Here is a 25,840-nt window from a genome sequence, read left to right on the forward strand (position 1 = left end):
TGTGGGGACACGCGTACAACGACTGCCACTCATCGGAAAGTAAACTGTCCGGTGGCCCACTCCCGGGCCGCCGCCCCCCTCCAGCTACGGGAAGTCGCCAACGTGTCGCTCACGATCGGAATCGTCGGCCTGCCGAATGTCGGCAAGTCGACCCTTTTCAACGCCCTGACCAAGAACGACGTGCTGGCGGCCAACTACCCGTTCGCCACCATCGAGCCGAACGTCGGCGTCGTCGGCGTCCCTGACCCGCGCCTGGCCGTCCTCGCCGGCATCTTCGGTTCGCAGCGCGTCATCCCGGCGACGGTCGACTTCGTCGACATCGCTGGCATCGTGCGCGGCGCCTCGGAGGGTGAGGGCCTGGGCAACAAGTTCCTGGCGAACATCCGTGAGTCGGACGCGATCTGCCAGGTCATCCGCGCCTTCAAGGACGAGAACGTCGTGCACGTCGACGGCAAGGTCTCGCCGAAGGACGACATCGAGACGATCAACACCGAGCTGATCCTCGCCGACCTGCAGTCCATCGAGAAGGCGGTGCCGCGCCTGACGAAGGAGTCCCGCCTCCAGAAGGACAAGGTCGCGGTCCTGGCGGCGGTCGAGAAGGCCCAGAAGATCCTCGAAGCGGGCGACACCCTCTTCTCGCACGGCATCACGAAGGGCACGGAGCAGGGCGACCTGCTGCACGAGCTGCACCTGCTGACCACCAAGCCGTTCCTCTACGTGTTCAACGTGGACGAGGACGAGCTGACGGACGACGCCTTCAAGGCGGAGCAGTCGGCCCTCGTCGCCCCGGCCGAGGCGATCTTCCTGAACGCCAAGCTGGAGCAGGACCTCTCGGAGCTGGACGACGAGGAGGCGCTGGAGCTCCTCCAGTCGGTCGGCCAGGAGGAGCCGGGCCTGGCCACCCTCGGCCGCGTCGGCTTCGCCACCCTGGGCCTGCAGACCTACCTGACGGCAGGCCCGAAGGAAACCCGCGCCTGGACGATCAAGCAGGGCGCCACGGCCCCCGAGGCGGCCGGCGTGATCCACACCGACTTCCAGCGCGGCTTCATCAAGGCCGAGGTCATCTCTTTCGCGGACCTGGTGGAATGCGGCTCGGTCGCCGAGGCCCGCGCCAAGGGCAAGGCCCGCATGGAGGGCAAGGACTACGTCATGCAGGACGGCGACGTGGTCGAGTTCCGCTTCAACGTCTGAGCGGATGAAATAACACCACGTCGCTGACGTGGCAAACATGCAGGTCAGAAGGGGTCGGACTCTGTCGAGTCCGACCCCTTTGTCGTCACCGTGCTGGATGGGTGCTGGATATTCTGACGCGAGGTCAGCGGTGCTCAGGTGTCGTAAACGCTGGAGCGGTGTCCCACGTGAACGACCCAGACCACCAGCTCTCCGTTGTCGATTGTGTAGACGACGCGGTAGTCGCCAACGCGCAGACGGCGCCGTTCGGGCTGGGACACGAGTGCGGCGGTGTTGAAGCCGAGAGGGTCTGTCTCCAGCTCGGTCAGCTTGGCGAGGATGCGCAGTGCCATGTCGCGGGGGATCTTCCGCAGCTCGGCCTGCGCCTCGGGGCGGAAGACGGTTCGGTACTCACTCACCGCGCGCCAGCGTCTCCCTCATGATGTCCTCGATCGGGATGCCGGGTGCCGGGTTGGCCATGCGCTCGTCGATGATCCGGTTGATCTCGCGCTCTTCCCACTCCTGGTACTTGCGCAGCACCTCGATGGAGACGACGGCGGCGACTTCCTTGCCGCGGCGCGTGATCACTGTGGGTAGGTCGTCTCGATCGGCGCGCTCCACGACCTCGGCCAGGTGTGCACGTACGTCACGGATGGACTCTATGGGCATGGGCTGCGTCATGCGCTCAAGCGTACAGAGTGTCCCATGTGTACACAACGCCTCGCCGTAGCGCGCGACGGCATCCCTCTGGCCGCGGTCGCGCGTGCTGGATGTGCTGGATAGGCCTGCACCGTGCTGGATGGGTGCTGGATGACCACTTCCAGATCCACGTTTCCGCAGGTCACAGCCTGTGCTGAACGTTCCGCTTCAACGTGTGAGCAGCTCGTTACCGCATGTTGGCTGATGTCAAACGTGCAGCTCAGGAAGGGTTGGATTCTGATGAATCCGACCCCTCCTCCGTTCGTGCTGACTTGGTGCTGACTTTTTGGTTGCTTCGGGGCGGCGTGAGCCTGTCGAGGTTCAGGTTGACCTCGAAGGGCACAGGGCGTTGGAGGGTGCCTCGGAAGATCCCGGCGGGTGCGTAGGCGCCGGTGGGTTCGTCGAGTTCGTAGACGTGGACGACGGGTGCTCCGTCCTCATCCTCGATGCACCAGTAGTGGGGGATGCCGGCTTCCGCGTACTTGCGAAGTTTTACTGTGCGATCGCGATGGGCGGACTCCGGGGACACCGCCTCGATGACGAGCTTCACGTCCTCCGGGGCGTACCAGGTGCGGTCGGGATCGTAGGGCAGGTCCGTCAGCAAGAGGTCCGGCTCGGGACGGTTGCGGGCGTCGAGGCGGATCGTCATTTCCCGCTCGACCTCGAATCCGGCTGGTGCCTGCGCCATGAGCGTGGTGGTCAGGGCAGTGACGAGGCGGCCATGCCAGGACCGCTGGGGCGACATCATGAAGACGAGGGCTCCGTCGATCAACTCGGTGTGGCGGGGTGCCTCGGGGAGGCGGTCGAGGTCCTCCGCGAACCAGCCTTCCGCGCGCGGCGGGCGCATCCAGTCGGGCAGTGCGGTCATGGCTTCACGGTAGCGGTCTGCAGCTCGAGCTGGGGCGCGGACGATCTCAGCCGGATCGGTTTCGGCGACTTTCCACGTGGCGCCGGCCACCTGCCATCGTCCGGCCATGAGCGACTCATCGGTTCAGATCGCCACAGTGCTCATTTCCGTGGCAACGTTCGCATCTTGGTGACTCCTCCGCTCCAGACCACTCCGGGTGCCGAGAAGGCCGAGATCCTGAACCGTGCTGTAGGTCGGCACATCGCGACCCTTCCCCCAAGCGCCGCATCCGCTTCGTCGTGGATGTGGGCCATCAGCTCACACCAAGTGTCCGTCGCCGATCGTCTTGGTTCGGTAGTCACTCGCCGCGCGCCGGCGTCTCCCTCATGATGTCCTCGATCGGGATGCCGGGCGCGGGGTCGGCCATGCGCTCGTCGATGATCCGGTTGATCTCGCGCTCTTCCCACTCCTGGTACTTGCGCAGCACCTCGATGGAGACGATGGCGGCGACCTCGTTGCGGACGCGTCGGCTTCGCCGTCGAGCTGCTGGACGAATGCGTCGATGCGGGACGTCATGACGCCGGGTGGTCGCGGCGCCAGAAGGTGGGGAGCCACCAGCAGAGCACCGAGCGGTCGTCGGGCCACGGGGCGCGTTCGTCCGAGTCCCAGTCCTCGAAGGAATCGCGTGTCGGGTCGATGGGGCGCCAGGCGGGGTCGAGCGACTCGTCCGCTGCCGGAGGGCGGACGTACTGGCTGCCGTGCCGGTCGCAGGCGCCGAAGTCCTGGTAGTTCTGCTGCGCCTCGATCAGGGAGACCCTGTTGGCTCCGACGGGGGAGGCCGGCCGGCGGAACTGGATCCCGTCGTCCTCCCAGAAGCAGATGGGGCAGATCTCGTAGGAGCCGGGCATGGCGTCCAGCACCCGGTGCCCGCAGCAGGGACAGGGATAGTGATCGCTCACCTGTGCAGTCTCGTTGGAGGCCCGGCGGGTACGCCAGGGATTTCTCTGCCGTAAGCAAACGGGGTGGGGCCGGGTGGCGGGCGGCGGGGCTCGTTGACGCGTGGATCTTGGTGAGTAGCGTCACCCAGCGCACGCGGTCTCGACAGGAGACCCGGGGGGAGCGTGGGCGCTCGGGAGGCTCAGGCCGTGACCAGATGGCGTTTCCGCACGCGGTGGTGGACCGCCGCGACCACCACCGGCCTGTTGCTGGCCCTGGCTCCAGGACCCTCCGGCGCCGCCCCGCCGGGCGCCGCGGATCCCGCCGATCCGACCGTACGGCGCGACCCCGCCACCGGCCACGCCCGGATGATCTTCAACTCCGGCGGCTACCTGACCCCGCCCTCCACGCAGGCCCCTGAGCAGGTCGCGCTCGCCTACGTACGCGACCACCGCGGGGAGTTCGGGCTCACCGCCCGGCAGGCCGAGCAGCTCCTCGTCGTCTCCTCGTACCCCACCAAGCGCAACGGGGCCCGCCAGGTGACGATCGGCCAGAGCATCGACGGCATGCGCGTCCACGGCGGCCTCCTGACCGCCACCGTCGACGAGCGCGGCCGCCTCGTGATCCTCGGCGGAGCCGTCGTCACCGCCGAGCCCGCGGGCAAAGTCGAGCTGACGGCCAAGCAGGCCCTCGACGAGGCGGCCGAGGCGCAGGGCGCCCGGCCCCAGCACGCGCTGACCGGCACCGACAACCGCGACAAGGGCCGGCAGAAGTTCAAGAACGTCTACGCCAAGCGCCTCAAGAAGCCCAACGACGTCACCGCCGAGCTGGTCTGGTTCCCCACCGACTCCGGCCGCGTGCTGCGCCCCGCCTGGCTCACCGACATCGAGGTCTCCGGCACCTCCTGGTACGAGACGGTCGTCGACGCCGCCGACGGCCGGGTCCTCAGCCGCCAGAGCCGCTACCACCACGCCGGCCCCGAAGGCACCGTCTTCACCGCGCAGCACCCGGACATCGGCGGCGCCTCCCGTACCGTCACGCCGTTCACCGGCCGCGACGGCTCCTGGGTCGCGGACCGCCTGACGCAGGGCAACAACGCCAACGCCTACCGGGACGAGGACGGCAACAACACGGTCCCGGACACCGGGAACGACGCCCTGCGCCCGCAGTCCCCGGCCGCCGGCGATCCGGACCACCAGCACTTCGACTACCCGTTCGGCGACGCGTGGCGCACCCGTGCCGCCGCGACGCAGGCCAACCTCGACGCCGACGTCAACCCGGTCATCACGCAGCTCTTCTACTACACCAACGTGATGCACGACTACCTCTACGACCTCGGGTTCGACGAGGCGTCGCGCAACTTCCAGGTCGACAACTTCGGCCGCGGCGGCTCGGGCGGCGACCCCGTCCTGGCCGAGGCGCAGGACGGCTGGGACCTCGGCTGCCTCGACGACGCCACCCCGCCGAACAAGATCCGCTGCGTGAACAACGCCAACTTCGGCACTCCCGGGGACGGCGCCAGCCCGCGCATGCAGATGTACATGTGGCAGCCGCAGGGCCGCCCGTACCGCGACGGCTCGCTCGACGGCGACGTCATCGCCCACGAGTACGGGCACGGCGTCTCCAACCGCCTCGTCGGCGGCGGCAACCTCGGCGACGGCCCCCAGACCGGCGCCCTCGGGGAGGGCTGGAGCGACGCGATCTCCTTCCTCAAGTGGGGCGACGCGACGGTCGGCGAGTACGTCACCGGCAACACCGCCACCGGCATCCGCTCGCAGGCGTACGACACGTCCACCGAGAAGTGGGGCACCTTCGACCCCGCCCGCGGCGTGCACCGCAACGGCGAGATCTGGGCGGCGACGCTGTACGACATCCGCGAGGCGAAGGGCGTCGCGTTCACCCAGCAGCTCGTCATCGACGGCATGAAGAACACCGTCGGCACGCCGAGCTACCTCGACGCCCGCGACGGCATCCTGGCCGCCGACATGACCGACGACGCGGGAGCCGACCAGTGCCTCCTGTGGCGGGTCTTCGCCGGCCGCGGCATGGGCGCCAACGCCGCCACCAGCGCCGACCAGAGGACCGTGACCCCCGACGAGACCGTCCCGGCCGCCTGCCTGCCGACCGCGAAGTCGGGCGGTACGGGTGATCCCGAGGGCGGTTCGGGTGACCCGCAGGGCGGTACGAGTGCCACGGCGGCCGGTACGCCGCCCCCGGCGCAGGGCCGGGTCCTGACCGGGGCCGACGACGGCTTCGCGGGGCGGCTCGCCGTCGGGCAGACGGCCCGCCTGCGCCTGCCCCTCCCGGAAGGCCCGCAGCCCACCGCCCGGGGGAGCGCGGTCCTGCTGATCCGCGTCGCCGACGTGAGCGGCGCGGGCCACCGCGAATGGGAGCTCCGCGCGGTCCGCCCGGGCACCACCCGCATCACGGTCCCGCGCCCCACGGCCCCCACCCCGGCCACCCTGACCCTCACCGTCACCGAGCGGGCGGGCGAGGGCCCTGGCGGGCAGGGGCCGGCTACGCGAAGTGGGCCGAGGCCAGGAGGGAGCCTTCCGGGGTGAGGAGGCGGGCGCCGGTCAGGGTGGTGGCGTTGACGTCGGTCGTCGCGACCCAGTAGCCGTAGCCGTCGGCCAGGGAGAACGTGCCCAGGCGGGTCATGGTGCCGTCCTTGTGGTCGAGGACGCAGCTGATCTCGGGCAACGGCTTCTCCAGGTCCACGGACATGTACACCCAGCCCTTCGCGCCCGGGTGGGCGAAGACCCGGCCCACCTCCCGGCCGTCCGTGATCAGCGGGGCCTGGAGCAGCTGGACGCCCGCGCGGGCCGTCGGGGAGGCGGGCGCCGCGGCCTCGATCGCCGTGCCCGCCGCCCAGCCGCCGAAGCCGCAGGCCACGGCCAGGGCCGCCGCCACCGCCGCGACCCGGGGCCGCAGCAGCCACCGCCGAGCCGGAGCCGGGGCCGGGGCCGGGGCCGGCTCGGGCGGCGGCTGGAGGCGGGCCGTGACCCGGCTCTCGAAGCCGACCGGGGGTTCCGTCCCCGGCACCAGGCCGAGCAGGTCGTCGCCGACCACCGCCAGCTGCTCGATGTGCTCCCGGCAGCCGGGGCAGTGGTCCAGGTGGGCGACCGCGCGGGCGCGCTCCCGGGCCGGGAGGATCCCCAGCGCCAGCTCGGCGTCGAGTTCCCTCAGCTGCTCGCAGGTCATCTCGCTCATCGCCGGCTCTCCTCGCTCCCCAGGGTCCTGCGGAGCTTGTGCATCGCCGTCCGGATCCGCGTCTTCGCCGTCCCCAGCGGGACCTGCTCCATGTCGGCGATCTGCTGCGCGGTCAGCCCGTAGATGCCAGCCATCACCAGGGCGCGCGCCTGTTCCCGGGGCAGCGCCGCCACCGCCGCCCGCACCCCTGCCGAGGTCTCGGCGGCGACGGCGTGCTGCTCGGGGGTCTGCGTCACGATGTCGAGGAGGGCGTCCAAGTCCTCCGGGGCGACCGGATTGGCCCGGCGGGCCCGGACCGCGTCGATCGCCAGATGGTGCGCGATCGCCGTCAGCCAGGTCCGTACCGACCCGCGGCGCGAGTCGTACACCTGGGCGTGCTGCCACGCCCGCTCGAACGTCTGCTGCGCGATGTCCTCGGCGAGCTGGGCGTCGCCCACGACGGCGATGGCCACGCCGAAGACCGTGCGCTGGAAGCGGCGCACGAACGCGACGGCGATCTCGGGATCGCCCGTCGCCAGGCCCGACAGCAACGCTTCGTCCGGCGCACGCCCGAGCGGGAGGCCCATTCTCTGCACGTCACTGGATACGTTCGGCCTCCCCGAATGGATTGATTCGGGTTCGTGCGGAAACACCCCTTCATTGTCGCCCCGTCCCCGCTCCCGCTCCCGTCCACGGGCTCCCGCCGCGCGCGCGGTCGCGGGGGACCGGGCCGGCGGGGGTAGGTTGCGTGCAGTCGTTACCCGGCGCGGTCGGGAGCAGTCGGGGGGTGAGGGGCATGCGGCGCAAGGCGGCGGCCGAGGTCATCGGCGCGGGCGAGCGGCTGTACGAGGCGGCCGGCGCGCTGCTGGCGGACCACCGGCGGGCCGTCGAGGCCGTACGGGAGGCCTGGACTCCGCTCCACGCGGACCTGGCCCGCTCCGAGCTGCGGCGGATCCCCGTCGACCGGCTGGCCCACGTCACCGAGGGCCGGCTGCGGGCGGCCGTGGTGGCCGCCGTCGAGGCGGCCGGGTACGACACCGTGCAGCGCGTACTGGACGCCGGGCGCCACCGGCTGCGCCAGATCCCCGGGGTCGGGCAGCAGAGCGCCGACCAGGTGCTCGGCGCCGCCCGCCAGCTCGCCGAGGCCGCCGGGGAGACCGTCGCCGTCCACCTCGACGTGGACCGTCCGGAGCCCCGGACCACCGCCCTGGTCGCCGCCCTGCACCCGCTCGTCGAAGCCGGCCCCGACGCCCGGAGCGCCGCCCGGGCGGCCGAGGCCCTCGACGCCGGGCTCGGGCCGCTGCTCGCCGAAGCCGGACCCGCCGGCGGCCGGCTGCGCCGGTGGCTTGCGGGTCGCGAGCGGCGCGAGCGGGCGCTCGCCGCGCTCGCCGAGATCGGCCGGCGGACGGAGCGCGCGGCGGCCGACGGCGTACCCGCCCTGCTGGCGCAGGCCTCCGTGGACCTCTTGCGCGGACCCGCCGACGAGGCTGCCGCCTGGGTCGACTTCGAGCTGCGCTCCGCCGAGTACTACGGCCTGCTCGCGGAGATCACCGAACGGCCCGGCGGCGGCGCCGACGCGGCCGCCGCCCGCGGGTTCCTGCCCGAGGCGCTGGCCGAACGCGTCCTCGCCCAGGCGCTCGACGACACGTACCGCCGGGTCTCGCTGCGCGGGTACCAGTCCTTCGGCGCCCGCTTCGCCCTCGCCCAGCGGCGGGTGATCCTCGGCGACGAGATGGGGCTGGGCAAGACGATCCAGGCACTCGCCGCCCTCGCGCACCTGGCGGCCCAGGGGCACCGCCACTTCCTCGTGGTCTGTCCGGCCGGCGTCCTGATCAACTGGACCCGCGAGATCGAGGCGCGCAGCACCCTGCGCGCCGTCGCCCTCCACGGCCCCGGCCGGCACGACGCCTTCGCGGACTGGCGCGCGGAGGGCGGGGTGGCCGTGACCACCTTCCAGGCCTTGACCGGGTTCCCCGGAGCCGCCGCCGGGGAGCTGGGGATGCTCGTGGTGGACGAGGCCCACCACGTCAAGAACCCGCAGGCCCAGCGCTCCCTCGCGGTGGCCGCCTGGGCCGCGCGCTGCGCGTACGTCCTCTTCCTCACCGGCACTCCGATGGAGAACCGGGTCTCCGAGTTCCGCAGTCTCGTACGGATCCTGCGGCCCGAGGCGGCCTCCGGGATCGGCGAGGTCGACACGGTGGCCGGGTCCAGGGCGTTCCGCGCGGCGGTGGCCCCCGCGTACCTGCGGCGCAACCAGCGCGACGTACTGGCCGAGCTGCCCGCGCTCCAGTGGACCGACGAGTGGGAGGAGCTGAGTGCGGCCGACCGGGAGGCCTACCGGACGGCGGTGCGGGCCGGCAACTTCATGGCGATGCGCCGGGCCGCGTACGCGCGTCCGGAGAAGTCGGCGAAGCTGGCGCGGCTGCGCGAGCTGGTGGCGGAGGCCGCCGCGGGCGGGCTGAAGGTCGTGGTGTTCTCCGCGTTCCACGAGGTGCTCGGGGTGGTCCAGGACGCGCTTGGCCGGTCGGCGCAGGAGGGGAGCGGCCGCCTCTTCGGGCCGGTCTCGGGGAGGGTGGCGCCCGCCCGCCGCCAGCGGCTCGTGGACGGGTTCGGAGCGGCGGTCGGGCACGCGGTGCTGCTCGCGCAGATCGAGGCGGGCGGCATCGGGATCAACCTCCAGGCCGCCTCCGTGGTGATCCTGTGCGAACCCCAGGTCAAGCCGGCCGCGGAGCAGCAGGCCGTGGCCCGCGCGCACCGGATGGGCCAGGTGCGGGCGGTGCGGGTGCACCGGCTGCTCGCCACGGACGGGGTGGACCAGCGGGTGCTGGAGGCCTCGGACCGCAAGGCGCGGCTCTTCGACGCGTACGCCCGGCGCAGCGTGGTGGCGGAGTCGGCGCCGGAGGCGGTCGACGTCTCGGACACCTCGCTGGCCCGGCGCATCGTCGAGGACGAACAGGCCCGCCTGGGCGCGGTCGGCTGAAGCCGCTCAGAGCCCCCGCACCGAGGCGATCGTGAACGTCGTCGGCGTGCCCTCGCCCATCGGGCCGCCCTTGTCGAACTGGGACCGGACCACCAGCGTGCGGCCCGGGGTGTGGCTCAGCGTGGTCGGGATCTGCAGCGCCGGGTCCGTGATCGTCCGGGTCAGCCGGGCCCGGGTGCCGTCCGGGCTTACGTGCCACCGGGTCAGGGTGTTCGTGGCGTTGTGGGCCACCCGCAGGGTGCCGTCCGCAGCGAGGTCCAGGCCGTCCGCGTGGACGAGGTCGCCGCCCCGGAGGGCGACGCGGGACATCGCGCCCGTGCGCAGGTCGATGCGGTGGAGGTCGCCCGCGGTCATGTCCACGGCCAGCAGGTAGCGGCCCGCCGGGTCCGAGACGATGCCGTTGAGCGTCAAGCTGCCCGCCGGGGACGGGGTGAGGCGGCCCTTCAGGTCGTAGGCGGGGAGCAGCGGGCCCGAGCCGGCCGCGAGCTGGGCCGGTGTGACCCGGTAGATCACCGCGCGCACGCTGTCCGTCAGGTAGGCGGTGCCGTCCGGGGTGATGGTCAGGTCGTTGACGAAGAGCGCGCCCGCCCCGGCGACCTCGAAGTGGGCCAGGCGGCGGCCGGACGCGGCGTCGTAGACGGCGACCCCGGAGGTGGAGTCGGTCACCCACAGCCGTCCGCGGGCGTCGACGCGCAGGCCGTTCGCCGTGTGGCGGCCGTCCGTGCCGGCGGGCAGGAACACCTCGGCGGTGCGCGCACCGGGGCGGGCCCGGTAGACGGTGCCGTCCGCGTACGAGCCGACGTACACGGTCCGGTCGCGCGGGTCGGTGGCTATGCCCTCGGGGTAGACCTTCCCGCCGGGGAGGGTGAAGGCCGTGGAAACGCGGCTGTCCGGGACGGACGCGGGGGCGGAGGCGACGGGGGAGGCCGGGGAGGCCTGCGCCGCCGGGATCGCGCCCAGCGTGAGTGCCGTGGCCGTCGTCAGGGTCAGGAGGGTCGCGGGCAGGAGCTTCTTCAGCACAGCAGGTGTCCTCTTCCGTGTAGGTGAACACGAAGATAGGTTAGAGCTCTAATGCATGCAAGGGCCTTAGGATGCAGCCATGACCTCCATGCCTCCCGAGGAGCGCATCGGCTCGCACGTCAAGCGCGCCGAACAGGCGCTCCTCGCGGCCAAGAACGCCGCCGTGAAGCCCGCGGCGGTAACGGTTCCGCAGTACGCCGCGCTGCTCTGGCTCTCCGAGAAGCCGGGGATCTCGGCCGCCGCCCTCGCCCGGCTGTGCGGGGTGACGCCGCCGACGATGAACACCGTGCTGAAGAACCTCCAGGAGCGCGCGCTCATCGAGCGCACCCCGCACGAATGGCACCGCAACGTGCTGGAGACCCGGCTGACGGAGGAGGGCCGGGCGGTGATGGAACTCGCCGACGCCCGCGCCGTACGGGTGGAGCGGGCGCTCGCCGCCGCCTTCTCGACGGAGGAGCGGGAGCAGCTCATCGCCCTGCTCGGGCGGTGCGCCGAGGTGCTCGACGCCCAGAGGTGACCAGTCCGAATGCACGGAGCCGCAGACCGGCGTGGCGCGGAGCACGTCCCACCGGTCCCAGGCAACCCATCCGATCGTTGACACCTCTGTAAGAGGTGAAGGGGGACCGATCGGTCCGACCCGCGCTCAGGGAGCGCCGGAGAAGGAACGGGACAAATCCGTGCAGCATGACCAGCTTCAGGGCGACGGCGACCTCATGACCGAGGAAGGCCCGCAGACCACGGGCCGCGGCCGTCCCAAGCGCCTGCGCAGGCTTCTGATCAGCGGTGCGCTGGCTCTCACGCTCGTCGCCGGGGGCGGCGCCGCGGCGTACAAGTACAAGCTCTTCTCGGACATAGGGGATCCGGTCTCCTTCGGCAAGGTCCAGGAGTCGGCGGCCGCGGTCGAGGAGATCCGGCCGGGGGTGAGCATGCCGACCGGGCCGAAGGCCTCGTTCGTGCGGACGTACCGGCTGCCCGACGGCACGCAGATCGGCCGGACGACCCTGACCGGCGCGAAGTCCGGGTTCACCGGAGACGTGTGGGTGTGGGTCCCCAAGCAGTACGACGACCCGGCGTACGCCAAGAGCGCCTTCCCGGTCCTGATCTCCCTGCCCGGCGGCCGCGGCTACCCCACGAACTACTGGGGCACGGGCCCCGGCCTCGGCCTCCAGAAGGCCGTGAGCGACGGGGCGAACGCCGGCACCAGCCTGCCCTTCATCCTGATCATGCCGGTGCACAACGCGGACACCAAGCACCACTTCGACGCCTCCGACATCCCCGGCGAGCCCAAGATGGGCACCTGGATGGCCGAGGACATCCCGGATTTCACGCGGGCCAATTTCCGCACCTTCACCTCCCGGGACGGCTGGGCGTTCATGGGCTCCTCGGCGGGCGGGTTCGGCGCGTTCAAGCACGTCCTGAAGTACCCCGACCGCTTCAAGGCGGCCATCGCCAGCGGGGTCGACATCGTCCCCGACTCCCCGCTGTGGAAGGGGAACACGCAGGCCATGGACGAGAACAACCCGGAGAAACTCGCCGAGAAGCTGATCGAGGAAGGCGGGCCGGACGTCTACATCAACTTCCAGATCGGCACCAAGGAGACCGGCCGCGAGAAGGCCGAGAAGTTCATGAAGGAGTACGGGAGGGGTCCCGTGCACACCACGCTCCAGGTGATCCAGGATGGTGAGCACAATGGGAAGTCGTACGTCCGCGGTATGAGGGAGGGCGCTCTGGAGTGGATCAGCAAGGTCATGCTGGCACCGACGCCCGACCCCGCCGTGCGATGAAAGCGGTCGTCCGGGGCGCCTTCGCGGCTGCCGTCGCCACCGTGGCGGCGGCCCTTGCCGTCGGCTTCGTCACGGCGACGGACGAGGACCTGCACGCCGTGCACCCCTTCCCCGGCGTCGGCGTGCTCATGGCCAACGGCGAGCACTGGTGCACGGCGAGCGTCGTCGACAGCCCGAAGGGCACCGTGGTCGCCACCGCCGCCCACTGCGTGGCCCCGGCGGGCGAGGGCGGCAAGCCCGGGGCGGTCGCCCACGACGGCATGGCCATCGGCGAGCTCTCCTTCGCCCCCGCCTTCACCGGCGAGGGCGGGGGCCGCCAGCCGCTCGGGGTGTGGAAGGTCCGCGCGGTCCACGTGGACGAGCGCTGGACCAAATGGGGCGAGGACACCGCCGATTTCGCCTTCCTCAGCATCGCGCCGGACGAGGACGGCCGTACGGTCCAGCAGGCGGTCGGCGGCGCCGACGAGGCCCCGAAGCCCGACTGGACCTCCGGCTACGAGCGCGAGGTGACGGTCGTCGGCTATCCGGAGTCGGACCGCAACCCGCAGAACAAGCCGATCTCCTGCACCACCCAGACCAGCCACGACCAGGAGGACCCGGCCATGCTGTACATCGGCTGCGCCGGCTTCTGGTCGGGCACCAGCGGAAGCCCCTGGATCGCCGACCGCGGCGGCCCGGGGAACCCGGGGCGGCTGATCGGGGTGCTCAGCGGCGGCGACACGGACGTGGACTCCACGGCCGCGCTGTTCGACGAGAAGGCGAAGGCGCTGTACGAGCAGGCCGCGCGGGACTGAGAGCGGCCCGCCCCCCGACCCTGTTGCCGGTCACTGCCTGCGCTCGGTGCCGACGATCACGGACACCGCCACCACGACGATCGCGCCGCCGACGAGGATCGGCACGGTCAGAGCCTCGTCCAGGACCAGCGCCCCCAGCGCGACCGCCACCACCGGGTTCACGTACGCGTACGTGGCCACCAGCGACAGCGGCGCCGACTGCAGCAGCCACGCGTACGCCGTGAACGCGACCACCGAGCCGAAGACCACGAGGTAGCCCAGCGCCAGCCAGGAGGCGGTGGAGTACGCGGTCAGGTCCAGCGTGTGGTGCTCGCCGCGCACCAGGCCGGCGATGATCCCGCCGGCCCCGCCCGCGAGCATCTGGTACCCGCTGCCCGTGAACGGGTTGTCCGGCAGCGACAGCTTCGAGGCGGAGAACGAGCCCAGCGACCACAGCACGGACGCCACGACCACCAGCACCACCCCGGACAGGCGCACCTCGCCGCTGATGCCCGGGACGGTCAGCACCGCGAGCCCGCCGAAGCCCAGCAGCACCCCGCCGAGGGTGCGCAGCGGCGGCCGGTCACCGGTGGCCGTCCTCAGCACCACCAGCCACATCGGTACCGCGGCGATCAGCAGCGCGGCCAGGCCGGAGGGCACCGAGGTCTCGGCGAGGACGACGAGGCCGTTGCCGCCGAGGAGCAGCAGCAGGCCCACCACCGCCGCGGAGCAGACCTGCCCCCGGGTGGCCCGGAGCGCGCCCGGCCCGTACCGCCAGGCGACGAGGCCGAGGAGCAGCAGGCCGGCCGCGATGAAGCGGGCTCCGGCGGACAGGAACGGCGGCATGGTCTGGACGACGATCCGGATGGCCAGGTACGTCGAGCCCCAGACCACGTAGACCAGACCGAGCGCGGTCCAGACGGCGCCGGTGATCGCGCGGGGCGCGGATTCCGGCGCCGCCGTGCCCCCGGAGGTCCGCGAAGTGCGCATGACGGGATCCTAGGTTCGTTGCCGCGTACACGCTTCCCGGTGGCCGTGGCTCAGCCCTGGAGCAGCGCGTTCAGCTCGCCGTACGGGAGGCCCCCGTCGAGCGCGCCGTACGTGCCGCCCGCGATCAGCTCCTCGGCGGCGCGGCGGACCACCTCGTACGCGGCCGACGCGACGCCGGAGCCGAGGCTGACGCGGGCGACGCCGAGGGCGCCGAGCTCGGCGACGGCCGGGGCGCCGGGGCCGGCGAGGAGGTTCAGCGGGGCGTCGATGCCCTTGACCAGCTCGGTGACGGTGGCCGCGTCGACGACGCCCGGGACGAAGATGCCGGAGGCTCCGGCGCGCAGGCAGGCGGCGGCGCGCGCGAGCGTCTCGTCGAGGCGGTTCGCCTCCTCGCCGAGGCCGAAGAGGAAGGTGTCGATGCGGGCGTTGATGAACAGCGGCACCCCGGCGGCGTCGGCGGCGGCCCGGGCCGCCGCCACGCGCTCGGCGTGGTCGGCGGGGGCCCGCGTGCCGTCCTCGATGTTGATGCCGGCCGCGCCGGCTTCGAGGACCCCGGTGACCGTCTCGGCGACCCCGGCCGGGTCGGCGCCGAAGCCGCCCTCGATGTCGGCGGTGACGGGGACGGAGACGGCCGCGGCCACCCGGGCGATGAGGTCGAGGGCGCGGTCCCGGCTCAGGGCGTCCCCGTCCGGCGTGCCGAGGGTCCAGGCGACGCCGGCGCTCGTGGTGGCGACGGCGGGGGCGCCGGCGGCCTCGACGAGGCGGGCGCTGAGGACGTCCCAGGCGTTGGCCAGCGCCAGCGGCGCGGCGGGGGTGTGGAGGGCGGCGAAACGGCGGGCGAGATCAACGGTGGTGGTCATCGGCCCAGTTCATCAGAGCGCGTAGGGTCCGGCTGGCGATTTTCCGACGTGGAGGGGCCGGGCTCCGGCCCGGGCCGCGCCGGGCCGGACTTCAGGCCCGCCCCGCACAGGGGGAGGACCGCCGTACGGCCCCGGAGGGGGTCGCCGGGGGCCTGCGGGCCCACCGCCGCCCAGCAGGCCGCGGCCGTCGGCTCCACGAAGAGCCCGCGCCCGGCCAGGTCCCGCCGGGCCGCGCGCAGCGCGGAGTCCGGGACCGTCAGGAAGGTGCCGCCGGACGCGCGTACGGCCGCCAGGATCTGACGGGCCCGCGGCGGGGCGGGGATCGCGATCCCCTCGGCCAAGGTGGGCCGCGCTTCCACCGGATCGGCGTCCTCGGCCCCCGCCGCGAAGGCCGCGGCCAGGGGGGACACCGCCTCCGCCTGCACCGCGACCAGCGCGGGCGGCCGCACTCCGCGCCGGGCCAGCTCCTGTACCGCCAGCGCCGCCCCCAGCAGCAGGGTGCCGTTGCCGACGGGGAGGACGAGGGCCTCGGGGAGCCGGCCGCCGAGCTCTTCCCACACCTCGTACACGTACGTCTTGGTCCCGTGCAGGAAGTACGGGTTGAAGACGTGGCTCGCGTAGAAGACCCCGGGGAGATCGGCGGCCTCCCGGGCCGCCAGCGCCGCGGCCTCGCGGCCGCCCGGCACGACGCGGACCGCCGCCCCGTGCGCGCGCATCTGCTCCGTCTTCTTCTCCGAGGTGCCCTCGGGCACGAAGACCTCACACGGCAGCCCGGCCCGCGCGCAGTACGCCGCGACGGCCGTCCCCGCGTTGCCGCTGCTGTCCGCGACCACCCGCCCCGGAGCCAGCCGCCGGGCCAGTTCCGCGAGCATCACCGCGCCCCGGTCCTTGAACGACAGGGTCGGCATCAGGAAGTCCAGCTTGGCGTGAACGCGCTCCGCGAGCGGGACCAGCGGGGTGTTCCCCTCCGAGAGGGTCACGGAGAACGCGCCCGGCAGCGGCAGCGCGGAGGCGAACCGCCACAGGGAGTTGGGACCGCATGCCGGTTCGAGCGGACTGGCCGGATCCGGTGTGAAGTCGAGGTCCCAGGGTCCGCCGCACAGCGGGCAGCACCAGGGGGCCGTCCGGACGTCCGCGCGCGTGGCGTCCTCGGGACAGACGTAACCGGGCAGTGCGTGCGTCATGTGCGGAGCGCCTTTGCTCGTTCATGGCCGGTGTATGGCACGGATGTTAAGCGTTCGTCGTCCTCTTGTGGGACTGCGAGAGCGTGCGTCAACCTTTCGGCAGCGGCAGCCGGCGGAACCCGAAGGATTGTCATGGGCATGCCTATCCGCCCTCGGGCCCGTGCCCCTGGGCGCGCGAACCCCCGGGCCCGCCGAGCGTCCGCTCTTCATGCCACCGACGAGGAGGACCCCCCACATGTCCGCGATACGCCACACGCGCCGGAGGATCGCCGGCCTCGGCGCGACCGCCGTCGCCGCCCTCGTGCTCGGCGCGGCCGCCGCGTTACCCGCGTCGGCCGCCGACACCGGCCCCCAGGGCGTGATCGAGAACGCCGGCGCCCCCGGCGCGGTCGCCGAGAGCTACATCGTGACCCTCAAGGACTCGGCCGCCCGCTCCACCGCCGACAGCGGCAAGGCCGTCGCCCGGCGCTACGGCGCCACCATCGGGCGTACGTACAGCGCCGCCCTGAACGGCTACTCCGTCAAGGTCTCCGAGGCGCAGGCCAAGAAGCTCGCCGCCGACCCCGCCGTCAAGTCCGTCGTGCAGAACCGCACGTTCACCGTCGACGGGGCCCAGGGCACCCAGCCCGGCCCGCCGTCCTGGGGCCTGGACCGCATCGACCAGCACCCGCTCCCGCTCGACAACAGCTACACCTACCCGGACAAGGCCGGGGAGGGCGTCACCGCCTACATCATCGACACCGGAGTGCGCATCAGCCACACCGAGTTCGGCGGCCGCGCCTCCTACGGCTACGACGCCATCGACAACGACAACACCGCCCAGGACGGCCACGGCCACGGCACGCACGTCGCCGGCACGGTCGCGGGCAACTCGTACGGCGTGGCGAAGAAGGCCAAGATCGTCGGTGTCCGGGTCCTCGACAACAACGGCTCCGGTACGACGGAGCAGGTCGTCGCCGGCATCGACTGGGTGACCCAGCACGCCGTCAAGCCGGCCGTGGCGAACATGTCGCTCGGCGGCGGCGCCGACTCCGCCCTCGACACCGCCGTCCGCAACTCCATCGCCTCCGGCATCACGTACGGCGTGGCCGCGGGCAACGAGTCCACGGACGCGAGCACCAAGTCCCCGGCGCGCGTCGCCGAGGCCATCACGGTCGGCGCCACCACCAGCACCGACGCCAAGGCGAGCTACTCCAACTACGGCTCCGTCCTGGACATCTTCGCCCCCGGCTCCTCCATCACCTCCTCGTGGGGCACCGGCGACACCGCCACCAACACCATCTCGGGCACCTCGATGGCCACCCCGCACGTCGTGGGCGCCGCCGCGCTGTACCTCTCGCAGAACCCGGCGAGCACCCCGGCGCAGGTCCGCGACGGCCTGGTGGCCGCGGCCACCCCGAACGTGGTGACAGGTCCGGGCTCCGGCTCGCCGAACCGCCTGCTGTACGTGGGCGGCGGAACCACCCCGCCGAACCCGGGCAAGCGCTTCGAGAACACCGCCGACTACGCGGTCAACGACAACGCGACCGTCGAGTCGCCCATCACCGTCAGCGGGGTCCCGGGCAACGCCCCGGCGACGCTGAGCGTCTCGGTCGACATCAAGCACACGTACATCGGTGACCTGAAGGTCGACCTGGTCGCCCCCGACGGCTCGGTCTACAACCTGCACAACCGCACCGGCGGCAGCGCGGACGACATCGTGAAGACCTACACCGTCAACGCCTCCTCGGAGGTGGCCAACGGGGTGTGGAAGCTGCGGGTGAACGACAACGCGAACGCCGACACCGGAAAGATCGACGCCTGGGCGCTCCAGTTCTGAGGCCCTTGCGACGCACGACCGAGGCACTTCCGTCGCACGTCTGACGTACGCGGACGCACGGGAACTGCGGGGGCGACCGTTACGGCGGTCGCCCCCGCTGCGTACTATTTCGCGCATTCGTTCGCGCACCACCCGTGATGGAGCCCCCCGCCCCGTGAGCACCCCGCCGCCGCCCTCCTGGCCTCCTCCGCCCGCGCCGCAGGCGGACGCGGAGCCGGCGCTGAACGGCCTGGCGCTCGCGTCGCTGCTGGTCGGGCTGGTGTGCCTGCCGCCGCTCGGCATCGTCTTCGGGATCGTGGCCCTCGTCCAGATCGCCCGCAAGGGGGAGCGGGGCAAGGCGCTCGCGATCACGGGCCTGGCCGTGTCGCTCGCGATGACCGCGCTCCTGGGCCTCGTCACCGCCCGGGCGGCGGAGGGGCTCTTCGGCCGGCTGGAGGCCGCCCCGCGGTTCGAGGAGGCCGAGGGCGAGCTGACCGCCATGGACGAGATGCGCAGGGGCGACTGCTTCAACGTCCCCGGCGGGGACCTGCTCGCCGAGCGCCCCTTCATCTACAAGACCCCGTGTGCCGAACCGCACGAGGGGGAGGTCACCTCCTCCACCCGGCTCGCCCACGGATCCTTCCCCGGCACGTCCGAGCTGCGGCGGTTCGCCGTGGACGCCTGCTGGAAGGCGCAGGACGCGTACGCGATGGACACGTGGGCGCTGCCCTCGTACGCGGAGATGTTCTACTTCGTGCCCTCGCGCGAGTCGTGGAGCGGCGGGGACCGCCGGTTGCTCTGCGTCATCGGCACGGCCGAGCAGGAGCACCGGGGCAGTCTGCGCAAGGACTCCAGGATGCTGACGCCGGAACAGGTGGCCTTCCTGCGCGTGATGAACGAGACCGACCTGGCGCTGGGCGGCCAGCCGGACGGGGAGATCGACGAGGAGCTCCCGCGGTACCGGGAGTGGGCCGGCGCGGTGGACCGCTCGCTGGCCGTCGAGGCGGGGCTGCTGGACGGGGTGCGGGAGCGGCCGGAGCTGGCCGGACCGGCCGGGGCGCAGCTCAAGGAGGTCGAGACGGCGCGCGCGGGCTGGCAGCGGGCGGCGCGGGCGACGAAGCCGGCGGAGTTCCAGGCCGCGTGGGACGAGGCCTCGGCCGCGCTGTCCGTGGAGACCGAGAAGGCGCTGCGCGGGGCGTACGGGCTGGCGACCACGGTGCCGGAGTGGCTGGCGGGGCAGTCGGACGGCTCGGACGGGGACCCGGAGGACTCGGACGACCCGGCCGCCGGGAATAGTGCGTCGTGACGTGGGGTAACCGGTTTCAGTGACCTGGCTTCATCACTTCGGGTGAAACTCTGGCCCTTGCTTGCGGTGTTCAACCGCCGGTTGCCAGGGTGTAGCTGTCTGTCAAGCTGATGGGAGTGGCCAGTGACTTTCGGTGAGCAGCCGGCCTATCTGCGCGTCGCCGGGGACCTGCGACGGAAGATCGTCGATGGGTCCCTGCCCCCGCATGCCCGGCTCCCCTCGCAGGCCCGGATCCGCGAGGAGTACGGGGTCTCCGACACCGTGGCGCTGGAGGCGCGCAAGGTCCTCATGGCCGAGGGGCTGGTCGAGGGCCGGTCCGGGTCGGGTACGTACGTACGGGAACAGCCCGTGCCGAGGCGGGTCGCCCGCTCCGGGTACCGCACGGGCGGGGCGTCGACGCCGTTCCGGCAGGAGCAGGCCGAGGCGGGCGCGCGCGGCACGTGGGAGTCCAGCAGCGAGCAGACGGCCGCGCCGGCGGAGATCGCCCGGCGGCTCGGCATCGAGCCGGGCGAGCGGGTGATGCGCACGCGGTACGTGTTCCGCGACGCGGGGGAGGCGATGATGCTGTCGACCTCCTGGGAGCCGCTCGCGGTCACGGGCCGGACCCCGGTGATGCTGCCGGAGGAGGGGCCGCTCGGCGGCTCGGGGGTGGTGGACCGGATGGCCGCCATCGACGTGGTCGTGGACAACGTGGTGGAGGAGGTCGGGGCCCGGCCGGGCCTGGCGGAGGAGAACATGCTGCTGGGCGGGGTCCCCGGCCATGTGGTCCTGGTGATCGGCCGGACGTACTTCGCGTCCGGCCTGGCGGTCGAGACCGCCGACGTGGTGGTCCCGGCGGACCGCTACCGCCTCTCGTACCACCTGCCGGTGCGTTAGGCCGCGCGGTGGTCCCCAGGGCCCCGGCCCCGGGCCGGCCCGTCGTGTGACGGGCCGTCATGGATCCGGTGGATTTCGGCGCGATGGTGATCGCATCCGCCGCGCCGCTCCTCGGATTCTGCGCGCCGTGCGCCCTCTGCGCCGAGCGGCGCCCCCGGCTCCGCGCCCCCCGGCGACCGGACTCCCCCTCGCAACATGCCCGTTGACCGTGCGGTTCCCCGCGCAGTGCGCCGTGTTCGGACCGGCGCGCACGGCGCGTTCGTACGCATGGCCGGATGCGTACGCCTGTGAGGTACCTCTTCGTAAAAAACCGTATCCGCTCCGTAAAGGTCGGGCGTAAGCTCGGGCATATGCGCAATGCGGTTTCCCGGGCAGGTACATCGGCGGAGGGTGAAACGCGATGAACGACAGCGGTGCCCTGCTCCCATGGCTGGTCATACGTGAGGACGACAACGGCAACCGCTACCGGGTGGGCCGTTACCCCACCCGGTCCGAGGCCCAGAAGGTCGTCGACAGCCTCGAAGACAGGGGCCACAAGCAGCTCTACTGGGTCGAGCGGATCGGCCAGACGGCCACGACGAACTGAGCATCCGCGGTGACATAGGCTCCGCCCCATGACGGTACGAGTGGTCGTGGGCGGAGCCCTGTGTCACGAGGGCCGCCTGCTGGCCGCCCGCCGCAGCGCGCCCCCCGAGGTGGCCGGGCGCTGGGAGCTGCCCGGAGGCAAGACCGAGCCGGGCGAGTCCGTACCCGAGGCGCTCGTACGCGAACTGCGCGAGGAGCTCGGCGTGGAGACCGAGCCGCTGGAGCGGATCCCGGGGGAGTGGCGCATCAGGCCCGGTCTCGTCCTGCACGTGTGGACCGCGCGGCTGCTGTCCGGCGAGCCCGCGCCGCTGGAGGACCACGACGAGCTGCGCTGGCTCGCGCCGGAGGAGCTGGACTCCGTGGACTGGCTCGACCAGGACCGGCCGGCCGTCGCCGAGGCGGGCCGCCGGCTGCGCGACGGGCGCGGGGCGCGGCACACCAGGTCGCACGGGGGCGCGTGACGCGCGTGCGCTGGGCCGTCTGCGCCACAGTGCGCCGGTGCGTGAGGGATCGGGTGGTACGACGCCTCGAATATCGGGTATGTCGCTATTAGTCCCAATCGTGTACCGCCCCTCGTGGCTCTGTCCCTGCGGAATCGGACGGGGGCCTTTGCCGGCCCGGGAAGTGATCGGCGTGATCGACACAGACGGTGAATGCGCCGAGTGGGCCTTCCCCGCAGAGCCCGGCGCCGTCCGCACCGCCCGCCACGCCGTCCGCGGCACGCTGAGTTCCTGGGGCCTCGACTCCGTCGGCGACGTCACCGTCCTGCTGGTCAGCGAGTTGGTCACCAATTCACTGCGGTACGCCTCCGGCCCCATCGGGGTCCGCCTCGTGCGGCAGAATTCGGCCAGCGGAAGTCCCGCGGAGGGCGCCGCGCTGTTGGTGGAGGTATCCGATCCGCTTCCGGATCCACCCCGCGAACGGGTCGCCCACCCGGATGACGAAGGCGGCAGGGGACTGCATCTGGTCGCCGTCTCGGCACAGCGCTGGGGGACCCGGCACGGGAAATCGGGCAAGACCGTGTGGTTCGAGTTGGCGCTTCCTGGTGAGTAACAAGGTGACGGATGGCCGACGATCACACGGCATGGCTCGAAATAGTCGGGACCTTTTTGTGATCGTGAACGCCGTGCCGTGCGGGGCCGTGGTGCTGAATACTTCGGTCATGGCCGGTCCGGTTGCGGTGAGCTGGAGGGGACGGTCGCGTGAGCGAGATACCTGCGCAGGCACATCAGGCCCGCGTGCCCGGGGAGACGTGGAACGACTCCCTGTGGCACAGCAGCCCGCCTGGCTCGATATATGACTACATAAAGGTCGCGTCTTTCTCCATCGGACCCGACGGGCTCATCGACCAGTGGAGCCTGCGCGCCGAGGAGCTGTTCGGGCTGACCGCCGGCCAGGCCGTGGGCCGGGACCCGGTGGACGCCTTCATGCCGCCGGAGCTGCGCGCCGACGGCCACCGCAGAATGGCCGAGATCCTCGACGGCAAGGAATGGACCGGCCTCGTCCCGTTCCGCATCCCCGGCGGGGACGGCGCGCACGGCGTGGCCGAGATCTACGTGATGCCCACCCAGACCGAGACCGCCGAACGGGCCGCGCTCTGCGTCGTCGTCGACGTACGCGCGCTGCGCCGCATCGAATCCGACCTTGCCGCTTCGCAGGCCATATTCGGCCAATCTCCTTTCGGCTTCCTGCTCTTCGGTACGGACCTCACCGTGCAGCGCGCCAACCGCCGCTTCGCGACCGTCTTCGGCGGCGCCGTCGAGGAACACCGGGGCCGCACCGTCCACGACTACCTCCCGGCCCAGGAGGCCGACCGGATGACCGAGGCCCTGCGCCGGGTCCTGGAGACCGGTGACTCCGTCACCGACCTTCGGATCACCGGCGCCGCCCCCGGCAGCCGCGAACACCGCCACTGGTCCGTCAACCTCTACCGCGTCCACGGCGGCACCGGCCGGCCCATCGGCGTCGCGGGCCTGGGCACCGACGTCACCCGACGCCACCTCGCCGCCCGCGAGGCCGCCGGGGTACGGCGCAATCTCGCCCTGCTCAACGAGGCCGGGCACCGCATCGGGACCTCCCTCGACCTGGAGACCACCGCCCGCGAACTGCTCGACGTGACCGTCCCGGGCTTCTGCGACCTCGCCGCCGTCGACCTCTACCAGGGGCTGCTGCTCGGCGACGACGACCGGCCCGCCCGGCCGCACGGGCCCGGCGTGCCCCCGCTGCCCTCGATGCGCGGACCGGGCCGGGCACCCTCGGCCCCGTTGCGGCGGGTCGCCTTCGCCTCGGCCGTCTCGGACGGTCCGCTGGCGGATCCGGGGTCGGGGGTCTCCGTGGGCGAGGTCCACCGCTATCCGGCTGCCTCGCCGGGGGCGCTGGCCCTGCGGACCGCGCGGCCCCGGCTGATCGAGAGCGGCGGGGCCGACGACCTCGTCCAGTCGACGCTCGTCGTGCCGATGGTCGCGCACGACACGGTGGTCGGGCTGGCCCGGTTCTCCCGTACGAAGGGCAGCGAACCGTTCGGGGAACGGGACCGGGCGGTGGCCGTCGAGCTCGCCGCCCGCGCCGCCGTCTGCATCGACAACGCCCGCCTCTACCGGCGCGAGCACGAGCGGGCGCTGATACTCCAGCGCAGCCTCCTGCCGCCCGGCGACCCCGAGGCGGCCGGCCTGGACATCGCCTGCCGGTACCTGCCCGGCAACGCCGCCACCGAGGTCGGCGGGGACTGGTTCGACGTCATCGAGCTGCCCGGGCACCGCACGGCGCTGGTCGTCGGCGACGTGATGGGCCGCGGCCTGCGGGCGGCCGTCGCGATGGGCGAACTGCGCACCGCCGTACGGACCCTGGCCCTGCTGGACCTGGAACCGGCCGAGGTGCTGACCGCGCTCGACGAGATCGCCCGCGGGCTCGGCGCGCCCGGCGGCGCCCAGCAGGCCTCCCGGGCCGCCCTGCACTCGCGGGACGCCGACCGCTCGGAGGTGTACCTCGCGACCTGCGTGTACGCCGTCTACGACCCGGTGACCCGGCGCTGCACCATCGCCAACGCCGGCCACATGCCGCCGGTCCTGGTGGAGCCGGCCGAGCCGGGCGGCCCGCCGCGGCCCGCGCTGCTGCTGGAGGTGCCGCCCGGGATGCCGCTCGGGGTGGGCGGGGAGCCGTTCGAGGAGGTCGAGGTGGACCTGCCGGAGGGCGCGCTGCTGGCCCTGTACACGGACGGACTGGTCGAATCGCGCGACCACCCATTGGAGGAGGGGCTGCGCGGGCTGCGGGACGCGCTCGCCGATCCGGTGCGGCCGCTGGAGGACGTCTGCGACCACGTGCTGAACACCCTGGACACGCGGCACGGCGAGGACGACATCGCGCTGCTGATGGCGCGCGTGCAGGGGCTGCCGATGGACGCCGTCGGGGACTGGCAGCTGCCGCGCGAGGCCCGCTCGGTGGGCCGTGCGCGGGAGCTCGCGCGGGCGAAGCTGCCCGCGTGGGGTCTGGAGGGGCTGCTGGACACCACCGAACTGCTGGTCAGCGAGCTCGTCACCAACGCCCTGCGGTACGGCGAGGGCGAGATCCGGCTGCGGCTGCTGCTGGACCGGACCCTGGTGTGCGAGGTCTGGGACGGCAACCTGGTCCAGCCGCGGCGGCGGCGGGCGCGCGACACCGACGAGGGCGGCCGGGGCCTGCAACTGGTCGGCATGCTGTCGGCGGGCTGGGGCACCCGGCGGACCCACCGGGGCAAGACGGTGTGGTTCGAGCTGCCGTTGCCCGGCGGCGCGGCGGAGTCCGTCACGGAGCTGTCCGCGGAGCAGCTGCTGAGCATGTACGGCTGACCGCGGCCGGCCGGCCCCGGGGGAATCGCCCCGGGGCCCCGCCGCGGAGCGCGGACGGCTACGCCGCCCGGCCCTTCAGCGCCGCGAGCCGGGCTTCGATCTCGGCTGACCGCTCGAGGTCGTCCAGGGCTTCGAACTGGGCGTCCAGGGAGGAGGCGGCGAGTTCCTGCCGGCCCATGGCCCTGGCCTCCTCCCGGCGGACCTTGTCCTCGAAGCGGGCGATGTCGCTCGTTGGGTCCATCACGTCGATGTGCTTCACCGCGTCCATCATGGTGTTCTGCGCCCGGGCGGTCTCGGCCCGCGCCACCAGCTCGTCGCGCTTCGCCGTCAGCTCCGCCAGCTTGTCCCTCATCGCGGCCAGACCGGACTTGAGCGTGTCCACGACCTCGGTCTGGGCGGCGATCGTCGGCTCCGCGGTGCTCGCCTCCTTCTCCGACCGGAGCTGGCGGCCCAGGGCCACCTTCGCGAGGCCGTCGAACCTGTCGGCGTCCGCCGTGGCCCCCCGGGCCCGCAGTTCGTCCGCCTTCCGGCTCGCCGCCAGCGCCTTGCCGCCCCACTCCGCGGCCGCCTCCACGTCCTCCTCGTGGTCCGCCTCCAGCATCCGCAGGTTGCCGATCGTGGTGGCCACCGCCTGCTCCGCCTCCGCGATGTTGTCCGTGTAGTCGCGGATCAGCTGGTCCAGCATCTTCCGCGGATCCTCCGCCTGGTCCAGCAGCGCGTGGACGTTGGCCTTCGCGAGCTGGGTGACGCGGCCGAGGATGGTCTGCTTGCTCATCGGTGCCCTTTCGAGGATCGGGAAGAGTGCGTCAAAAGCGCCCGCCGCCGCCCATCCGGCCGCGGGTGCCGCCGCCGCCGAACGAGCCCGGGCCCGGCCCCCCGCCGCCGAAGCCGCCCCCGCCGAATCCGCCGCCCCGGCTCCGGCCGCCGCCCAGGATCTCGCCCAGGATGATCCCGCCGAGGACCGCGCCGCCCCTGCCCCCGCCCCGCTGCCGCTGCCCGCCGTACGGGTCCCGGTACGC

At 72.6% G+C, this 25,840-nt stretch carries 26 protein-coding genes; 13 read left to right on the forward strand and 13 right to left on the reverse strand.

From position 1 onward, the window contains the following. Positions 1–102 precede the first annotated feature (102 nt). Positions 103–1,191: a redox-regulated ATPase YchF gene (gene ychF / locus ACS04_RS04060; protein ID WP_048475110.1), complete on the forward strand. Its 1,089-nt coding sequence runs from the start codon at positions 103–105 to the stop codon at positions 1,189–1,191. 134 nt (positions 1,192–1,325) lie between these two features. Here ychF and ACS04_RS04065 read toward each other — a convergent pair whose 3' ends face one another. The 5 genes from ACS04_RS04065 to ACS04_RS04085 all read right to left on the reverse strand — a co-directional run bounded on the left by ACS04_RS04065 (position 1,326) and on the right by ACS04_RS04085 (position 3,675). Next, entirely contained in the window at positions 1,326–1,589 is a 264-nt protein-coding gene (locus ACS04_RS04065) for a type II toxin-antitoxin system RelE family toxin (protein WP_048475081.1), read from the reverse strand. Next, positions 1,582–1,851: a type II toxin-antitoxin system Phd/YefM family antitoxin gene (locus ACS04_RS04070; protein WP_048475082.1), complete on the reverse strand. Its 270-nt coding sequence runs from the start codon at positions 1,849–1,851 to the stop codon at positions 1,582–1,584. Before ACS04_RS04070 ends, ACS04_RS04065 begins: the two co-directional genes overlap by 8 nt. Before the next feature lie 238 nt (positions 1,852–2,089). Beyond that, positions 2,090–2,737 (reverse strand): Uma2 family endonuclease, encoded by a 648-nt coding sequence (locus ACS04_RS04075; RefSeq protein ID WP_245236268.1) that lies wholly within the window; start codon positions 2,735–2,737, stop codon positions 2,090–2,092. A gap of 337 nt (positions 2,738–3,074) precedes the next feature. Then, complete coding sequence (locus ACS04_RS04080) at positions 3,075–3,272, reverse strand: hypothetical protein (RefSeq protein WP_048475083.1); 198 nt, start codon at positions 3,270–3,272, stop codon at positions 3,075–3,077. A gap of 16 nt (positions 3,273–3,288) precedes the next feature. Next, positions 3,289–3,675 carry a CPCC family cysteine-rich protein gene (locus tag ACS04_RS04085; RefSeq protein WP_048475084.1) on the reverse strand — a complete coding sequence of 129 codons (387 nt, stop codon included), beginning with the start codon at positions 3,673–3,675 and terminating at the stop codon, positions 3,289–3,291. 186 nt (positions 3,676–3,861) lie between these two features. Between ACS04_RS04085 and ACS04_RS04090 the strand changes: the two genes are divergently transcribed. Further along, positions 3,862–6,213 carry a M36 family metallopeptidase gene (locus ACS04_RS04090; RefSeq protein WP_048475085.1) on the forward strand — a complete coding sequence of 784 codons (2,352 nt, stop codon included), beginning with the start codon at positions 3,862–3,864 and terminating at the stop codon, positions 6,211–6,213. Here the strand turns inward: ACS04_RS04090 and ACS04_RS04095 are convergent. Together ACS04_RS04095 and ACS04_RS04100 are read right to left on the reverse strand one after the other, a co-directional pair. Further along, positions 6,170–6,862, reverse strand: coding sequence for an anti-sigma factor domain-containing protein (locus ACS04_RS04095; protein WP_053080690.1), 693 nt, complete (start codon positions 6,860–6,862; stop codon positions 6,170–6,172). The genes ACS04_RS04090 and ACS04_RS04095 overlap by 44 nt on opposite strands. Further along, on the reverse strand, positions 6,859–7,428 hold the full coding sequence (locus tag ACS04_RS04100; RefSeq protein ID WP_048475086.1) for an RNA polymerase sigma factor: 570 nt from the start codon (positions 7,426–7,428) through the stop codon (positions 6,859–6,861). The genes ACS04_RS04095 and ACS04_RS04100 overlap by 4 nt, the downstream gene beginning before the upstream one ends. 209 nt (positions 7,429–7,637) lie before the next feature. Between ACS04_RS04100 and ACS04_RS04105 the strand changes: the two genes are divergently transcribed. Further along, the gene (locus tag ACS04_RS04105) at positions 7,638–9,821 is read left to right on the forward strand and encodes a DEAD/DEAH box helicase (RefSeq protein WP_048475087.1); all 2,184 of its coding nucleotides are present in this window, start codon (positions 7,638–7,640) and stop codon (positions 9,819–9,821) included. Positions 9,822–9,827: 6 nt separating this feature from the next. Here ACS04_RS04105 and ACS04_RS04110 read toward each other — a convergent pair whose 3' ends face one another. Next, positions 9,828–10,841, reverse strand: coding sequence for an SMP-30/gluconolactonase/LRE family protein (locus tag ACS04_RS04110; protein WP_048475088.1), 1,014 nt, complete (start codon positions 10,839–10,841; stop codon positions 9,828–9,830). Positions 10,842–10,920: 79 nt separating this feature from the next. Between ACS04_RS04110 and ACS04_RS04115 the strand changes: the two genes are divergently transcribed. The 3 genes from ACS04_RS04115 (at position 10,921) to ACS04_RS04125 (ending at position 13,419) form a co-directional block, all read left to right on the forward strand. Next, positions 10,921–11,358 carry a MarR family winged helix-turn-helix transcriptional regulator gene (locus tag ACS04_RS04115; protein WP_048475089.1) on the forward strand — a complete coding sequence of 146 codons (438 nt, stop codon included), beginning with the start codon at positions 10,921–10,923 and terminating at the stop codon, positions 11,356–11,358. A 160-nt stretch (positions 11,359–11,518) separates the two neighbouring features. Further along, positions 11,519–12,625, forward strand: coding sequence for an alpha/beta hydrolase (locus ACS04_RS04120; protein ID WP_078864400.1), 1,107 nt, complete (start codon positions 11,519–11,521; stop codon positions 12,623–12,625). Further along, complete coding sequence (locus ACS04_RS04125) at positions 12,622–13,419, forward strand: trypsin-like serine peptidase (protein WP_048475090.1); 798 nt, start codon at positions 12,622–12,624, stop codon at positions 13,417–13,419. The genes ACS04_RS04120 and ACS04_RS04125 overlap by 4 nt, the downstream gene beginning before the upstream one ends. Positions 13,420–13,449: 30 nt before the next feature. Here ACS04_RS04125 and ACS04_RS04130 read toward each other — a convergent pair whose 3' ends face one another. From ACS04_RS04130 to ACS04_RS04140, 3 genes are read right to left on the reverse strand one after another with little or no spacing between them, the layout of a single operon-like run. Further along, entirely contained in the window at positions 13,450–14,388 is a 939-nt protein-coding gene (locus tag ACS04_RS04130; protein ID WP_048475091.1) for an EamA family transporter, read from the reverse strand. A 50-nt stretch (positions 14,389–14,438) separates the two neighbouring features. Beyond that, entirely contained in the window at positions 14,439–15,248 is an 810-nt protein-coding gene (locus ACS04_RS04135) for an isocitrate lyase/PEP mutase family protein (protein WP_048475092.1), read from the reverse strand. Further along, entirely contained in the window at positions 15,245–16,432 is a 1,188-nt protein-coding gene (locus tag ACS04_RS04140) for a threonine synthase (protein WP_048475093.1), read from the reverse strand. Before ACS04_RS04140 ends, ACS04_RS04135 begins: the two co-directional genes overlap by 4 nt. A gap of 235 nt (positions 16,433–16,667) precedes the next feature. Between ACS04_RS04140 and ACS04_RS04145 the strand changes: the two genes are divergently transcribed. The 7 genes from ACS04_RS04145 (at position 16,668) to ACS04_RS04175 (ending at position 24,821) form a co-directional block, all read left to right on the forward strand. Then, the gene (locus tag ACS04_RS04145) at positions 16,668–18,251 is read left to right on the forward strand and encodes a S8 family peptidase (protein WP_048475094.1); all 1,584 of its coding nucleotides are present in this window, start codon (positions 16,668–16,670) and stop codon (positions 18,249–18,251) included. A gap of 154 nt (positions 18,252–18,405) precedes the next feature. Further along, entirely contained in the window at positions 18,406–19,536 is a 1,131-nt protein-coding gene (locus ACS04_RS04150; protein ID WP_053080691.1) for a DUF4190 domain-containing protein, read from the forward strand. 123 nt (positions 19,537–19,659) lie between these two features. Further along, the gene (locus ACS04_RS04155) at positions 19,660–20,412 is read left to right on the forward strand and encodes a GntR family transcriptional regulator (protein WP_048475095.1); all 753 of its coding nucleotides are present in this window, start codon (positions 19,660–19,662) and stop codon (positions 20,410–20,412) included. Between the two features lie 400 nt (positions 20,413–20,812). Further along, on the forward strand, positions 20,813–20,998 hold the full coding sequence (locus ACS04_RS04160; RefSeq protein ID WP_048475096.1) for an SPOR domain-containing protein: 186 nt from the start codon (positions 20,813–20,815) through the stop codon (positions 20,996–20,998). Positions 20,999–21,026: 28 nt separating this feature from the next. Next, positions 21,027–21,458 (forward strand): (deoxy)nucleoside triphosphate pyrophosphohydrolase, encoded by a 432-nt coding sequence (locus ACS04_RS04165; RefSeq protein WP_048475097.1) that lies wholly within the window; start codon positions 21,027–21,029, stop codon positions 21,456–21,458. Positions 21,459–21,621: 163 nt separating this feature from the next. Beyond that, on the forward strand, positions 21,622–22,050 hold the full coding sequence (locus ACS04_RS04170) for an ATP-binding protein (RefSeq protein WP_048475098.1): 429 nt from the start codon (positions 21,622–21,624) through the stop codon (positions 22,048–22,050). Between the two features lie 158 nt (positions 22,051–22,208). Further along, positions 22,209–24,821, forward strand: coding sequence for a SpoIIE family protein phosphatase (locus tag ACS04_RS04175; RefSeq protein ID WP_398023209.1), 2,613 nt, complete (start codon positions 22,209–22,211; stop codon positions 24,819–24,821). A 58-nt stretch (positions 24,822–24,879) separates the two neighbouring features. Here the strand turns inward: ACS04_RS04175 and ACS04_RS04180 are convergent, their stop codons facing one another. Beyond that, entirely contained in the window at positions 24,880–25,596 is a 717-nt protein-coding gene (locus tag ACS04_RS04180) for a PspA/IM30 family protein (RefSeq protein WP_048475099.1), read from the reverse strand. Between the two features lie 31 nt (positions 25,597–25,627). Then, positions 25,628–25,840: hypothetical protein (locus tag ACS04_RS04185; RefSeq protein ID WP_048475100.1), on the reverse strand; the 213-nt coding region annotated here is incomplete at its 5' end.

The sequence above is a fragment of the Streptomyces roseus genome (genome assembly GCF_001044425.1).
In the GTDB taxonomy this organism is placed as follows: Bacteria; Actinomycetota; Actinomycetes; order Streptomycetales; family Streptomycetaceae; genus Streptomyces; species Streptomyces roseus.